Below are 14,371 nucleotides of genomic sequence, written 5' to 3' on the forward strand. Positions count from 1 at the left end.
CATTACGTAGAGCAGGCGCGCGGACATGGATCAGGCCTCGTCTGGCTGGTGGTCTTGCAACGTGTCTTGCAGGCGGTCTTCTAAACGATAGTTACGACCAATCGGGTGTGGCTGGTTGCGTGCCTTGGCCAGATCGATCTGCTTCTGCCGATCAATCGCACTGCGGCGTGTCTTCTCGCTGAGGCTGTCCCAGCAATACGGGCAGCTTACGCCAGGGGTGTAGTGTTCGCTGGCGCGGTCTTCAGCGCTGATCGGCGTGCGGCACGCATGACATTGATCGTAGTCGCCCTCGGTCAAGTCGTGACGCACCGTGACCCGATTGTCGAAAACGAAACAGTCTCCGCGCCACAGGCTTTCCTCCTGCGGGACTTCTTCGAGGTATTTGAGAATCCCGCCCTTGAGGTGGTAAACCTCACCGTAGCCTTCGCCGAGCATGTAGCTCGATGCCTTCTCACAGCGAATGCCGCCGGTGCAGAACATGGCGACTTTCTTGTGTACGTCGGGGTTGAAGTTGGCTTTGACGTATTCAGGAAACTCACGAAAGGTCGTGGTCTTGGGATCGATGGCGCCTTCAAACGTGCCGATGGAGACCTCGTAATCGTTACGGGTGTCGATCACCAGTACTTCAGGGTCGATGATGATGGCGTTCCAGTCCCTGGGATCGACATAAGTGCCCACGGCCTTGTTCGGGTCAACGCCTTCGACGCCCAGGGTAACGATTTCCTTTTTCAGCTTGACCTTGGTGCGGTAGAACGGCTGCTCGTCGCAGTACGATTCCTTGTGATCGATGTCGATCATGCGCGGGTCTTTCTTCAACCAGGCCAGCAGCCCGTCGATGCCTTCGCGGGTGCCGGAAACCGTGCCATTGATGCCTTCGTCGGCGATCAACAAGGTGCCTTTGATGCCGTTATCGACCATCGCCTGAAGCAATGGCTCGCGCAGGTCGACGTAGTCGCTGAGGGTGACGAATTTGTATAGCGCCGCTACGACGATCGGTTGATTGATCGGCTGTTGTGTCATGTGTTTCTCCAGGTGGCGACCCTCGCAAAGGGCCTACCGGATGTTGGGAATTCGATAAAAAGCGCCGGGGGTGCGGCGTGGGGGCGGATTCTAGCAAATATGGGGGGTGGCGGTAATCTCAGTACATATCCATTGCTGCGGTAACGGCTGCTTAGGGTTGCGCTTTTACAGCGCCTCACTTTTGAGAAGAAGCGCAAAAGTAAGCAAAACGCTCTTGCCCCACCACTCGGTCCCTCGCTGGTGCTCGGGATGCCCGTAATCCAACATTGATGCGGCGGGCCGCCGCCTCAATATCGGCTTCCGGCCAGCGTGTTTAACGGGACGCCCCAGATCAAAGGCACGCGAGGCGGCCTGACAGCCGGCCTAGCTTGTGTGTGTGTGTGTGTGTGTACTTGCCTGACTTTATCCGTAGTTTGCACCATCGCCTTCGCGAACGAATTCGCTGCCACGGGTTCGGTGATCTGTTGGAGCGAGGCTTGCCCGCGAATAGGGCGCTGCGCTGTATCAAACAGACCAAGTTGTTCTTATCGCGGGCAAGCCTCGCTCCAACGAGTACCGCGTATTCTGTGGGAGCGGTGCTTGCCCGCGATGCAGGCGCTGCGGTACATCAGATAGACCGGGTTGTTCTCATCGCGGGCAAGCACCGCTCCCACAGGAGTGATCTCAGTATTGGCGCGAGAACGTGGGACCGGCTTTAGCCGGGAAGAGGCCAGTACATCCACCCGATATTTATCGACTGAAATGCCGCCTTCCCGGCTAAAGCCGGTCCCACGTCGTCACATCCATTTGCGAGGAAACATAGAATCTCCCACATGAATCGCATTCCATCCGTGGGAGCGAATTGATTCGCGAAGGCAATGGCACAAACAGCAAATACAGCCAAGCAAGCACACACACAAAAGCTAGGTCGGCTGTCAGGCCGCCTCGCGCAGCTTTTGATCTGGGGCGCCCCGCTAAACCACGCTGGCCGTAAGCCGACATTGATTCGGGAGGTGAACCGGCATGGATGCCGGTTTAGCCGCGCTGGGCCAAGGATGGCCCTTCGCGGCGGCCTCCTGAATCAATGTCGGATTACGGGCATGCCGAGCCTGGGCGAGGGACCGAGTGGTGGGGCAAGAGCGTTTTGCTTACTTTTGACTGGGCCGGCATTCCGGCTGTTCAAAAGTGAGGCGCTGTAAAAGCGCAACCCTAAGTAGCCGTTACCGCAGGAATGGATATGCACCCAAAACTACGGCGACTAAATCAACACAAAATCCCCGACATCACTCCCCCCCAGCACAAGTCGGCGACACCGGCGCAGCGCCAGTCTTCGCCCACTCAACCGGGGTATAGGTATGCAACGCCAGGGCATGGAACTCACCCATCAAACCGCCCAGAATGCCGTAGACCTTCTGGTGCCGCTTGACGGAATTGAGCCCTTCAAACTGCTCACTGACGATCACAGCCTTGTAATGCGTCTGCTCCCCACGACTGTGCATATGGCTCTCATCGAGCACTTGCAGATGCAGCGGTTGAAACACAGCCAGTGCTGACTCGATTCGCGTTTGCATGGTCATGACGGGTTTCGCTTATCAGGGCTTTTTGGCAGGGGCAGGAGCGGCTTTCTGGGCTGGAGCCAGTTCAGCAGTCATGTCGGCAAGCAGTTTGTTGACCACTGGCACCGCTGTTTCCAGCTTGCCCTGGGTCAATTGCGCAGATTGCTGAGTCAGCTCAGGCATCTTGGTCAGGACTTTCTTGCCCAGTGGAGACTGGTAGAACGCAACCAGATCCTTAAGCTCGCTTTCGGTGAAGTTGGCGGTATAGAGCTTGACCATGTCCGGCTTCAGCTTGTTCCAGCCGATGGACTGGTCCAGTGCTGCGTTGGCTTTGGCCTGGTAGGTTTCGAGCAGAGCTTTTTTCGACTCTGGCGCTTTGGTTTCGGCGAAGCGCTGGGCAAACATCTGTTGGACCTGCATGTACACCGGGGTGCCCAGCTTGTCGGCATGAGCCAGCTTCAGGAACGTTTCAGCGCTGGCATTGTGGCTGGCGGTATCGGCAAGAACCTGGCCGCTGGCACATACCAGAACAGCCGCAGTACAGATGGCGCGAAGACGGGTCATCGATTTTCCTTTCTAGCATGCGAGGCAGAACCCCAAGGCCGACCATTCTGCGCTTAACTTTGTATCGGCCTCAACCCCTGACGCGCCGAGCGGTTAAATCCGCCGTGAGGGGAACCCTCAACGGATCATGGGGCCTAACATGCGCGTATTAACTTAAGGAGCAAGCCCCGTGAGCCGCACTGAAACCGACAGCCTTGGTCCGATCGAAGTCCCGGAAGACGCTTACTGGGGTGCCCAGACGCAACGCTCACTGATCAACTTTGCTATCGGCGATCAGCGCATGCCGCTGCCGGTATTGCATGCTCTGGCGCTGATCAAGAAAGCCGCCGCCCGAGTCAATGACCGTAATGGCGACTTGCCTGCCGACATCGCCCGCCTGATCGAACAGTCTGCCAACGAAGTGCTGGCTGGCGATCACGACGCCCAATTCCCGCTGGTGGTCTGGCAGACCGGCAGCGGCACCCAGAGCAACATGAACGTCAATGAGGTGATTGCCGGCCGCGCCAATGAACTGGCCGGTCAGGGCCGTGGCGGCAAGTCGCCAGTCCACCCCAACGATCATGTCAATCGCTCGCAAAGCTCCAACGATTGTTTCCCCACCGCCATGCATATCGCGGCTGCGCAAGCGGTGAAAGATCATCTGCTGCCCGCGATTGCCGAGCTGTCCGACGGCCTTGCCGAGCAATCGGCGCGGCACATGAAGCTGGTCAAAACCGGCCGCACGCACATGATGGACGCCACGCCGATCACCTTCGGCCAGGAGCTTTCCGCCTACGTCGCACAACTCGATTACGCCGCGAAAGCCATACGCGCCACCCTGCCCGCTGTCTGCGAGCTGGCTCAGGGCGGTACGGCGGTTGGCACAGGGCTGAATTCGCCGCATGGTTTCGCTGAAGCGGTGGCGGCTGAACTGGCGGCGTTGTCCGGCCTGCCGTTTGTCACCGCGCCGAACAAGTTCGCCGCCCTGGCGGGTCACGAACCTTTGATGGCGCTGTCCGGCGCGTTGAAAACCCTGGCCGGGACGCTGATGAAAATCGCCAATGACTTGCGCCTGCTAGGCTCCGGCCCGCGCGCCGGTCTGGCTGAAGTGAAGCTGCCTGCCAACGAACCCGGCAGCTCAATCATGCCCGGCAAGGTCAATCCGACCCAGTGCGAAGCCTTGTCGATGCTGGCTTGTCAGGTGATGGGCAACGACGTGACCATCGGTTTCGCCGCCAGCCAGGGCCATTTGCAGTTGAATGTGTTCAAACCCGTGATCATTCACAACCTGCTGCAATCGATTCGGTTGCTGGGTGATGGCTGCAGTAACTTCAACGAGCACTGCATCGCCGGCATGGAGCCCGATGCGGCGAAGATGGCTGAACATCTGGAACGCGGCCTGATGCTGGTGACAGCACTGAACCCACACATCGGCTACGACAAGTCGGCGCAGATCGCCAAAAAAGCCTACAGCGAAGGCCTGACTCTGCGCGAAGCCGCGTTGGCTCTTGGCTATCTGACCGATGAGCAGTTCGATGCCTGGGTGCGTCCGGAAAACATGCTTGAGGCCGGCAGCAATGGTTGATGCCAAACACGGCGCAACACGGCTGGAAGGTGACGGCAAACGCATCCTGATGATTTTCGGTACGCCGAAAAGCGCCAGCCTCGGCCATGCTCTGGGTGAAGCCTATGCCCAGGGCGCCCGTAGCGGCGGTCATGTGGTGCGCATGCTGAAGCTGAGCGAACTGGATTTCGATCCGGTTTTGCACAACGGCTACCAGCAAAGCCAGGTGCTGGAACATGACCTGCTTGAAGCCCAGCGGGAAATCCACTGGGCCGAACATCTGGTGCTGGTGTATCCGGTCTGGTGGGGCGGTCTACCGAGCTTGCTCGGTGGTTTTCTGGATCGGGTGCTGATGCCCGGTTTTGCCTTCAAGAGCCATGGCCGCAAAAGCCCCACCAATGAATTACTCAGAGGACGTACGGCAGAGTTGCTGGTGACCATGGACACACCGCCGCGTTACTTCCGCTGGGTATACGGCGCACCCGCTCATCGGCAAATGGTGCGCGCTGTGCTGGCATTTTGTGGCATCAAGACCAAGCGTCTGACCGAGTTTGCGCCGGTACAGACCTCAACCGAAGAACAGCGCCAGCAATGGCTCAAGCAGGCCGAACAACTCGGCAAGCGTTAAACCTGCCCTGCGAGCCTGGCCTTGCGGGCGCGCAGACCGGCCAGCAACGATGGCCCAAGCGCTACGACTGCCGAGCCCACCACCACCAGAATCGCCCCGCTATAACCCAGCGCGTTTATATCCTCGGCTTTTACATAGTCAGGCCAGAGCCAGGCGGCGATTGCCACTGTGGCGAAGGTCACCAACGGCGTCAGCGCCAGGGTCGCACTGACCCGCGATGCTTCCCAATGGGCCAGGGCTTCAGCAAATGCGCCATAAGCCACCAGAGTGTTCAGGCAACAGGCCAGCAGCAACCAACCCTGCAGCGTGCTGACCTGGAACACTTCCATAGGATGCGCCCAAGGTGTGATCACCAGCGCGCAAAACAGGTAGATCACCATCATCACCTGGAAGGAATTCCACACCGTCAGCAACTGCTTCTGACTCAAGCCGTAGAAGGTCCAGACCGTGGCTGCCAGGAACGCAAACAACACGCCGGTGGTGTATTCGCTCATCGACGTCAGCAACTCCCCCAGACGCTGGTTGAAGAACAGCGCAAAACCTACCAGCAGCACCAGCAAGCCAAGCCCCTGGGCGAGAGTGAAGCGCTCCTTGAACAGAAAGACGCTGCCTGCCAACAACAGAATCGGTCCCATTTGAATGATCAGCTGCGCGGTGCCGGGGCTGAGAATCTGCAGGCCTAACAGGTACAGAATGTAGTTGCCGACCAGCCCGAACACCGCCAGCGCCACCAGCCCTTTACCTCTGGCGCCCAGTTTTTTGAAACTGGGCAGTTGCCGCCTATAGGCCAGCCAGATGAACAGCACTGAGCCGGATACCAGCAGCCTGAACCAGGTCACGGTGACCGGGTCCATGACTTGCAATACCTGTTTGAGTTTGACGGGCAGAATGCCCCAGAGAAACGCCGTGACCAGTGCAAGGCAGAGGCCATACAGCCAACGGCCAGAAGAAATGTGCATGGAAAATTCCCAGGGCAGATGACGCAAAAGAGAGCAAGTTTAGGCTTAGAGCCCAGCCTGATACAGCTACAGCTGAGGACACAAAGTACATGGAATTGTTTTAGTCAGTCCGCTTATTAAGCAGTTCAACGTGATTACGCTGATAAGTATCGCTACCCATGGCCTCAATCTGCATGTCTATCAACGCTTCAAAAGGCGCCAATAACGGCACGAAGGATTTTGGGGCCTCGATAATCTGCAACGCATGAGTGATTGCCTCCAGCGTTGACAAGGCATCCGGCCCCGGTGCCTTGCGTAAGCGGTAGCGCGAGGGCAGCACCTCACCCAGCGTGACCCGCGGCAATGCCGCCAGCAGCGGATTCATATGCAGCAACTTGCGCGCCTTGCGCCAAGTCCCGTCAGGCACGACTAATAAAGTCGGCAGCGTATCAACCTGATCGGCCACCAGCGGCTGCGCGCCCTCCCCCGGAAACAATAGGCGCGGCTGATAGCCTGGCGGGTAAAGCACCGTCTGCAGATCCTCAAACACCTCGCCCACCAGCAGTTGCGCATTGCGCAGGCCCAAAGTGGCCAGTCGCCCGGTGTTCAACGCGTGATTGACCTCACTGGGATGTTGCAGGACGAGTACGCGGGTGCGGCTGTCCAGTTGCGGAATCAGCGCGCACAGGCAGTGGGTTTCGGGACGCAGACAGCGCTCGCAACGGGCCCTTTTGGAGATCACGACGGACATAAAGGCTTCCTCAGCTCGGGTTGAGCTGTGCTTTGAGCAAGTCACGAAAGGTCTGGATCAGCGGTTCGCGGCTTCGGCCACGGCGCACAATCATGGAGAACGGCGCCTGATAGCCGAAAGTCGCAGGCAGCAAGACCCGCAGGTGCCCGGAATCCACCCAGGCCTGGGCGTAATGCTCGGGCAGATACCCAATGTACGCGCCAGACAGCACCAATATCAGCTGGGCTTCCATACTTTCCACAGTGGCGGCGCTGTGTTTGAAACCATGCCGGGCAAGTTCCGCCTGGCTCCAGTAGCCGCGGCCGACCATCCGCTGCTGAGCAATCACCGGCTCCGGGATGCGCCGTTCGGCAAACAGGGCGTGGCGATTGCTGCAATACAGCCAATGCTGTTCACGGTACAGCGGCTGATACAACAGGCCGTTCATGCGCGTGGAAAATGAACCAATCGCCAGATCGAGGCGGTTATCCAGCACGCCAAGTTGCAACTCATAAGGGCTCATCACGGATAAATGGATGTGCACCGCCGGATGTTCCGCGCTGTAGGCACCGATCACTTCGGCAAACGGCAGCGCCCGGTCACTGACTGTCGAGTCCAGCACGCCCAGGTTGAGTGTGCCGCGCAGTTCGCCCTTGAGGGCTGCCGCATAAAGTTCGAAGCCCTCCAGTTCGCCCAGCAGACGCAGGGTTTCCTGATGAAACAACTCGCCCTTGCTGGTCAGGCTGAAACCGCCCCGCCCCCGATGACACAGGACAATGCCCAACGCCGCTTCCAGCTGGCTCATATAGGTGCTGATGGCCGATGTCGACAGGTTCAATTCCTGCTGGGCACTGGCAAAACCTTGATGGCGCACAACACTGGCGAAAATCCGTAGCAGCTTTATATCGGGTAAGGCGTTAGGCATGGGGAGGTCCGGACACTGTATTCAGGGCTGGCGCCGACTGGTGGGAGCGGTGCTCGCCCGCGATAAGGCCGGATGCGATCTAAAGTGAACCGCGTCCAGCCTTATCGCGGGCAAGCACCGCTCCCACACAAGCGCCACTCCCACAAGCCCGGAATCTTAGCCCAAAACTCATTTAGTTTTGAAATTCCTGAACTAAGTATTTCGCCCCAGCGATTGTTCCTTGGGGTCCCGCTTCGCAGAATTGCCCCATTGAAATCAATATTGAGGCAATCCCGTGGAAAAGATTTTTCACCAACCACTGGGCGGCAATGAAATGCCGCGCTTTGCCGGTATCGCCACCATGATGCGGCTGCCGCACCTGCAAACAGCTGCAGGGCTGGATGCTGCGTTCGTCGGCGTCCCACTGGATATCGGCACCTCCTTGCGTGCTGGCACCCGCTTCGGCCCACGGGAAATCCGTGCTGAGTCAGTGATGATTCGCCCCTACAACATGGCAACCGGCGCGGCGCCGTTTGACTCTCTGTCGGTCGCGGACATTGGCGATGTGGCGATCAACACCTTCAATCTGCTGGACGCCGTGCGCATCATCGAAGAGGCCTACGACGAAATTGTCAGCCACGACGTGATCCCGTTGACTCTGGGTGGCGATCACACCATTACCCTGCCAATCCTGCGCGCCCTGCATAAGAAGTACGGCAAAATCGGTCTGGTACATATCGATGCCCACGCCGACGTCAACGATCACATGTTCGGCGAGAAAATCGCCCACGGCACCACCTTCCGTCGTGCAGTTGAAGAAGGCCTGCTGGATTGTGATCGCGTGGTCCAGATTGGCTTGCGTGCACAGGGTTACACCGCTGAAGACTTCAACTGGAGCCGCAAACAGGGTTTCCGCGTGGTTCAGGCCGAAGAGTGCTGGCACAAATCACTGGCACCGCTGATGGCCGAAGTTCGCGAAAAAGTCGCTGGAGGACCGGTTTACCTGAGCTTCGACATTGATGGCATCGACCCTGCCTGGGCACCTGGCACCGGCACCCCGGAGATCGGCGGGCTGACCACCATTCAAGGTATCGAAATCATTCGTGGCTGCCAGGGGCTGGACCTGATCGGCTGCGACTTGGTCGAAGTCTCGCCACCCTATGACACTACCGGCAACACTTCTCTTCTGGGTGCCAACCTGCTCTACGAAATGCTCTGCGTGCTGCCAGGCGTAGCACATCGCTGACCTCAAGCGAGCCGGCGTCACAAAAAAAGGGTGTCTTCGGACACCCTTTTTATTTCTCCCACAAACCCTGAGCAGCGGTGGTTTTGAGCTAGCCTTGATAGTGACCGCGCCGAGAACAGCCGACTTCGAAAAGCGTCATTTATCGACGTAGCGTGGGATCACTCGCATGGAAACACCCTCTGTTTTATGGAAGTTAGGGCTGATCCTCTAAAACATATAAATCACAGGGAGCTTTCATGAGTCGCGAGGAGATCAAGCAACTGGTATTCGACAGGGTCGGCGTGATTCTGGTGGATAAAGCGGAGATCCACGAGAATTCCACTTTTGAGGACCTCGCCCTGGACGAAGACGACGTCGAGGAGCTGTTCAGCTATCTCGAATCCCAGCTGGAATTCACCTTTCCCGTGCCCATCAGACAGCGTGCAACGCAGGCGCCTGAGCACATGACCCTGAATTTTCTGGTGGACTTCATTTTAGCGATGAGGGATGACTGACCCAGGAAAGAACATTCATGGGTAAAAAACTTCAACCAAGACCAGCGCTGGCAAGGCTGGCCTGATGGGATACTTCGGGACGCCATCGCGCCCCGATTGACGCCGAAGGTGGATTATCGGCGTTGCTGCTGGCGACGACGACGATCATCGTCTGTGCGTACCGGGATGGGTTGCAATTTAGGGCGTTCGATCAAGCCCAGTGCGACGCCAAGGTCATGTAGCCAATCTTGCAGTTTAGTGTTCATAAAGCCCCCCTTCAGGGAAATACTCGACGACTGATCTTCAAGCCGCGTCTTACAGATAATAGTGCCTAGTCGCACTTTACGCCTGCTAACGAGTGTCACGGAAAAAACATTTTTCCTACAGTGCTCAATGTGACATCTCTTTCACCCGAGTAACCGCTGTTTGCGACCAACGGCGAATCGCCGTCAATCCGGCCTGGCCCAGCGATTGAGCTTTTTACGTATCCACTGCTCGCCGCTGACCAGCGTAATCCCCAACAGCACCAGAATCGCGCCGATCACGAAGTTAATGCTCAGCGGCTCATTGAGCAGCAGCACACCAAAGGTTACGCCGAACAGCGGAGTCATAAACGAAAACACCGCCAGACTGGAGGCCATATAGCGGCGCAGCAACCAGAACCAGGTCAGGTAGCTCGCGCATGAGACGACCAACCCCTGGAACAGCACACTACCAACGCCGACGGGTGTCAGCTGCACATGAGTCACCTGACCGCTGGCCACCGCAATCAATAGCAGGCCCACCAGGCAAACCATCAACTGATAAAAAAGAGTCAAGGTCACCGGCGCCTCGGAAAGCCGTGAGCTGCGCACCACCACGGTCGTAGCGCCCCAGGCCATGCCAGCCAGCACGCCCATGCCATCACCGATCAGCATGTTGGTGTCCATGCCGGTCAACGACATCCCTCCGACAAACGCTGTGGCAATGCCAGCGAATGCCAGTAATACACCCAGCCACTGCAAAGGCCGCAGGCGCTCGCTGGGCAATTTCCAGTGCAGGCCCAACGCGGTGAAAATCGGCGCGGTATAAAGGAATACAGACATGTGCGCCGCCGAGGTCAACTGCAAGCCTTCGGCGATAAACAGAAACTCCAGGGCAAACAGGCTGCCCGCCAGCAGCCCTGCTCGCCAAGTACTGCTCATGCTGCGCAACCCGCCCTGCCAGCACATCGCTATGCCGACAATCAACGCAGCGATGCCGGAACGACCCGCCGCCTGCATGACCGGCGCAATATCCGGCGCCGCCCATTTGATTAGCACCTGCTGCATGCCCCAGACCACACACAATACGAGCATGACTTGCAGGGCGAAACCATCCGAGCTTTTGCGGGTAATGCTCATGTACTAAAAATCCCTGTTCAATGATGGAGAGCAGCACGATTTCCTGCAGGAGCTCACGATCACCGCGAGGCAGCGATGGCGGTGTATCAGATGCGACGCTATCGCTGCCTCGCGGTGATCGTGAGCTCAGCGAGGCAGCGATGGCGGTGTATCAGATGCGACGCTATCGCTGCCTCGCGGTGATCGTGAGCTCAGGTCGTGCGTTTCCAGCGCGGTGTACTACTCCGGCAACTGCGCCAGCCCCTGCTCATCGGTCATTGCCCGCTCAAGCAGATCTGCCGGCAAGTTTTTACTGGCCCGAGCGCCCAGCAGTTTCAGCTGTTCGCTACGACTGACAAGATTGCCACGCCCGTCGGTCAATTTGTTGCGAGCAGCACTGTACGCCTTGTCCAGTTGCTGTAAACGGCTGCCGACTTCATCCAGGTCCTGTATGAACAGCACGAATTTGTCGTACAGCCAGCCGGCACGCTCGGCGATTTCCCGAGCGTTCTGGCTTTGACGCTCCTGCTTCCACAGACTGTCGATCACACGCAAGGTGGCCAGCAGGGTCGTCGGGCTTACGATCACGATATTGCGATCGAAGGCTTCCTGAAACAGATTCGGCTCAGCCTGCAGGGCGGCGGAAAATGCCGCCTCGATGGGCACGAACAACAACACGAAATCCAGGCTATGCAAACCTTCGAGGCGCTTGTAATCCTTGCCTGACAAGCCTTTGACGTGATTGCGCAGCGACAGCACATGTTGCTTGAGCGCAGCCTGACCTATTACATCGTCATCGGCGCTGATGTATTGCTGGTAAGCCGTAAGACTGACCTTGGCGTCCACCACGACCTGCTTGTCACCCGGCAACATGATCAGCACATCCGGCTGGAAACGTTCGCCATCCGGCCCTTTGAGGCTGACTTGAGTCTGATATTCGCGGCCCTTCTCCAGGCCTGCATGCTCCAGCACTCGCTCAAGAATCAACTCACCCCAGTTGCCTTGGGTTTTCTGGCCTTTGAGCGCGCGGGTGAGGTTAGTCGCCTCGTCGCTCAGGCGCAGGTTCAGTTGCTGCAAACGCTCCAGCTCTTTACCCAGCGAGAATCGCTCCCGGGCTTCAGCCTGATAGCTCTCTTCAACGCGTTTCTCGAAGGACTGAATGCGCTCCTTCAAAGGGTCCAATAGTTGTCCGAGTTGCTGCTGACTGGTTTCGGCAAAGCGCTGTTCGCGTTCATCAAAGATCTTGCTGGCCATTTCGGCAAACTGCGCTCGCAGTTCGTCCCGAGAGGATTGCAGGTCGTTCAGTCGCTGCTGATGGCTTTCCTGCTGCTCACGCAACTCGGCGGTCAATGAGGCGCATTGAGAATCCAGTCGACGTAGCTCGGCTTCTTTAGTGCTGCGCTCCAGGTTCCAGCCTTGTGCGGCATCCTGAGCATTGTCACGCTCCTGACGCAGCAGCTCGACCTCCCGGCGGGTCGCGGCGAGGTCCGCTTGCTTGACGGCATTCGCTTGGCTCAGATCGCTGATCTCATCGCGGCTGGCATCCAGTTGGGCATTGAGCCCATCCTGAGCCATTTGCGCAGTGCTCAGTCGTTCATCAAGCAGCGCTGTCTCGGCCTTAAGCAGGGTCAGCTTGCGCTGCAGTTGCCAGGCGAGGGCCAATAATGGCAACGCCGCGAGGCCAAGGCCGATCAGCAGGCTGTTCAAGTCCAGTGCCATAGAAACTCCAGGAATGCCCGATTCATGCTGGCGGCATTATGCGCGAACTGCGGCGTGGGACGGCAGCGGATTGCGGGAGATGGTGTCAGCGACGGTCCATCTGGACCAGCAGCCGCTGTGCATCCAGCGAGCCTTTTGCCGACGCCAGTTCCAGCCAGTGGCGGGCACGTTGCGGTTCGTTGATCGGTGCCTGCGCACACAGACGTCCATATTCGAACTGAGCGCTGCAGTCACCGGCGCGTGCGGCCTGACGCAGCAACTCATGACCGATGCGCCGATCCCGGGTATTGCCACAGTCCCGGCAAAGCATTTGCCCCAACCGACTTTGCGCCACCACCACGCCTCGACGCGCAGGCTGCTTGAGCAAACGACCGGCGAAGTGCTTGATGCTGGACTTTTGATTCAGACGCGGGTTATCGAGCAGCCACAACGCGACACGCAATGACAGGTGCGAACTTTCGCCCGTTGAGGCATTAGGTTCGTTTGGTGAGTCAGGATACGGCTTCATAAACACTGCGGGGGCAAAACAGGAGGCGCGCAACTCTACACTTTTTCTCACGCAGGTAAAGAGGGTATTGAAGAACGAGGGGCTTAAACCCGCTTAGTAGAGCGCACGCTTGGGACAATCCACAGAAGCTGTGGATAACTCAGTGGACAACCCCCATCCAAGGCCCGCAAAGCTAGACGGAATGGGGCCTGCGGTCAAACTGACGATTTTTTCACCAGTGAAAAAATTTGATGTTTTTCATTGACTTAATAAATCACCACGGTAAATCAACCTCTTAGACGCGCATATGACAGTGATGTGGCAGCTAGTTGCGCCAATGTGCACAAGTTGATTCCGGACGGCGATAAGAGCTGAAAATGCCCATGGCCAACACCGCCTCTGTAGGAGCGCGCTTGCCCGCGATAACGTTGGTTCAGCCGAAAAATTATGCCTGATCCAACGCTATCGCGGGCAAGCGCGCTCCCACAACCCAAAGACTAAGCTAAGGTTTTTTCACCTCGCCTCTTCCCATACCCCGGCAACTCGGTTAGCATTGCCGCCGTTAGTACCAAGCTGAAAGTCAATTCTGGTCGAAAAAGTCCCCCGGCACGCTACCTTCACACGAATGAAGAGGCTGCTGACAACAAGGGATCGACCACCTCGATGGTTTCCAGACATGAACCTGCATACCGACTAGCCGCAGACGGCAGTGGTGATGCAACAACTTCATGGTCTGATAGAACCAGCCTGCAATTGATCAGGATCTCCACCTAGAGCGTCGAACCTTTGCTCTTGTTGTGCTGCCTGCCCTCCTAAGTACCTACCGGTCAGAATGAGCGCCATACGATAACGCGCGCCTCAACTGCCTGCTTTGTTCCAGACAGGTTCTTCGCCCAGCCTCCTAACAACAGGATGGCCCGCGTTTAGCTGGAACGTTTTAATTTTGCACGGTTTTGTTCCGTGCCGATCCAGGAAACACCCTTACCATGACTACTCATATCCAGACTGAACACGCTATCCATACACTGACCAACGCTTTTGCCCCGATGAACTGCCTGATCATGGCCGCTCGCAAAGGCTGCTTCAGCTTTACCATCGTCAACGAACACGGCATTGCACGCCACAGCGAACGCCTGTACCCCGATCAGTATTCCAGCGCAGAGCCGCTGCAAGCAGTGATCGATCGTACTCGCCAGGCCTTGATCGCCTGAGGCTAAACAGCC

15 protein-coding genes are annotated in these 14,371 nt (G+C 57.7%); 5 read left to right on the forward strand and 10 right to left on the reverse strand.

Translation table 11 applies throughout. The features are described 5' to 3' along the window. Positions 1-30: 30 nt before the first annotated feature. The 3 genes from IV01_RS0124955 to IV01_RS15120 form a co-directional block, all read right to left on the reverse strand. Positions 31-1,020 (reverse strand): rhodanese-related sulfurtransferase, encoded by a 990-nt coding sequence (locus tag IV01_RS0124955; protein ID WP_080290275.1) that lies wholly within the window; start codon positions 1,018-1,020, stop codon positions 31-33. A gap of 1,262 nt (positions 1,021-2,282) precedes the next feature. Further along, entirely contained in the window at positions 2,283-2,576 is a 294-nt protein-coding gene (locus tag IV01_RS15125; RefSeq protein WP_032627920.1) for a BolA family protein, read from the reverse strand. Between the two features lie 15 nt (positions 2,577-2,591). Then, on the reverse strand, positions 2,592-3,119 hold the full coding sequence (locus tag IV01_RS15120; RefSeq protein WP_032627922.1) for a DUF2059 domain-containing protein: 528 nt from the start codon (positions 3,117-3,119) through the stop codon (positions 2,592-2,594). Positions 3,120-3,288: 169 nt separating this feature from the next. Between IV01_RS15120 and IV01_RS15115 the strand changes: the two genes are divergently transcribed. Together IV01_RS15115 and IV01_RS15110 are read left to right on the forward strand one after the other, a co-directional pair. Then, positions 3,289-4,683, forward strand: a complete 1,395-nt coding sequence (locus IV01_RS15115) for a class II fumarate hydratase (protein WP_032627924.1) — start codon at positions 3,289-3,291, stop codon at positions 4,681-4,683. Beyond that, a complete protein-coding gene (locus IV01_RS15110) occupies positions 4,676-5,290 on the forward strand; it encodes an NAD(P)H-dependent oxidoreductase (RefSeq protein WP_032627925.1) in 615 nt (204 codons plus the stop codon). The genes IV01_RS15115 and IV01_RS15110 overlap by 8 nt, the downstream gene beginning before the upstream one ends. Here IV01_RS15110 and IV01_RS15105 read toward each other — a convergent pair. The 3 genes from IV01_RS15105 to IV01_RS15095 form a co-directional block, all read right to left on the reverse strand. Next, positions 5,287-6,249: a DMT family transporter gene (locus IV01_RS15105; RefSeq protein ID WP_032627927.1), complete on the reverse strand. Its 963-nt coding sequence runs from the start codon at positions 6,247-6,249 to the stop codon at positions 5,287-5,289. The two genes, IV01_RS15110 and IV01_RS15105, sit on opposite strands and share 4 nt — an antisense overlap. A 100-nt stretch (positions 6,250-6,349) precedes the next feature. Next, positions 6,350-6,979, reverse strand: a complete 630-nt coding sequence (locus IV01_RS15100) for a tRNA-uridine aminocarboxypropyltransferase (protein ID WP_032627928.1) — start codon at positions 6,977-6,979, stop codon at positions 6,350-6,352. 10 nt (positions 6,980-6,989) lie between these two features. Next, positions 6,990-7,883 carry a LysR family transcriptional regulator gene (locus IV01_RS15095; RefSeq protein ID WP_032627929.1) on the reverse strand — a complete coding sequence of 298 codons (894 nt, stop codon included), beginning with the start codon at positions 7,881-7,883 and terminating at the stop codon, positions 6,990-6,992. Positions 7,884-8,157: 274 nt separating this feature from the next. On the opposite strand from IV01_RS15095, the gene speB reads away from it, so the two are divergent. Together speB and IV01_RS0124960 are read left to right on the forward strand one after the other, a co-directional pair. Next, the gene (gene speB, locus IV01_RS15090; protein WP_032627930.1) at positions 8,158-9,108 is read left to right on the forward strand and encodes an agmatinase; all 951 of its coding nucleotides are present in this window, start codon (positions 8,158-8,160) and stop codon (positions 9,106-9,108) included. A 236-nt stretch (positions 9,109-9,344) separates the two neighbouring features. Continuing rightward, positions 9,345-9,602: a hypothetical protein gene (locus tag IV01_RS0124960; RefSeq protein WP_050507436.1), complete on the forward strand. Its 258-nt coding sequence runs from the start codon at positions 9,345-9,347 to the stop codon at positions 9,600-9,602. Between the two features lie 113 nt (positions 9,603-9,715). Here the strand turns inward: IV01_RS0124960 and IV01_RS27235 are convergent, their stop codons facing one another. From IV01_RS27235 to IV01_RS15075, 4 genes are all read right to left on the reverse strand, one after another. Next, positions 9,716-9,847 (reverse strand): PA1414 family protein, encoded by a 132-nt coding sequence (locus IV01_RS27235; protein ID WP_267872306.1) that lies wholly within the window; start codon positions 9,845-9,847, stop codon positions 9,716-9,718. A 183-nt stretch (positions 9,848-10,030) separates the two neighbouring features. Then, the gene (locus tag IV01_RS15085) at positions 10,031-10,963 is read right to left on the reverse strand and encodes a DMT family transporter (protein WP_032627932.1); all 933 of its coding nucleotides are present in this window, start codon (positions 10,961-10,963) and stop codon (positions 10,031-10,033) included. A gap of 219 nt (positions 10,964-11,182) precedes the next feature. Continuing rightward, positions 11,183-12,547, reverse strand: a complete 1,365-nt coding sequence (rmuC, locus tag IV01_RS15080; RefSeq protein WP_195758776.1) for a DNA recombination protein RmuC — start codon at positions 12,545-12,547, stop codon at positions 11,183-11,185. A 199-nt stretch (positions 12,548-12,746) separates the two neighbouring features. Then, the gene (locus IV01_RS15075; RefSeq protein ID WP_032627935.1) at positions 12,747-13,169 is read right to left on the reverse strand and encodes a tetratricopeptide repeat protein; all 423 of its coding nucleotides are present in this window, start codon (positions 13,167-13,169) and stop codon (positions 12,747-12,749) included. A gap of 965 nt (positions 13,170-14,134) precedes the next feature. Between IV01_RS15075 and IV01_RS15070 the strand changes: the two genes are divergently transcribed. After that, positions 14,135-14,359 carry a hypothetical protein gene (locus IV01_RS15070; protein ID WP_032627936.1) on the forward strand — a complete coding sequence of 75 codons (225 nt, stop codon included), beginning with the start codon at positions 14,135-14,137 and terminating at the stop codon, positions 14,357-14,359. The last annotated feature ends 12 nt before the right edge of the window (positions 14,360-14,371 follow it).

Source organism: Pseudomonas syringae (assembly GCF_000737245.1).
In the GTDB taxonomy this organism is placed as follows: domain Bacteria; phylum Pseudomonadota; class Gammaproteobacteria; order Pseudomonadales; family Pseudomonadaceae; genus Aquipseudomonas; species Aquipseudomonas syringae_J.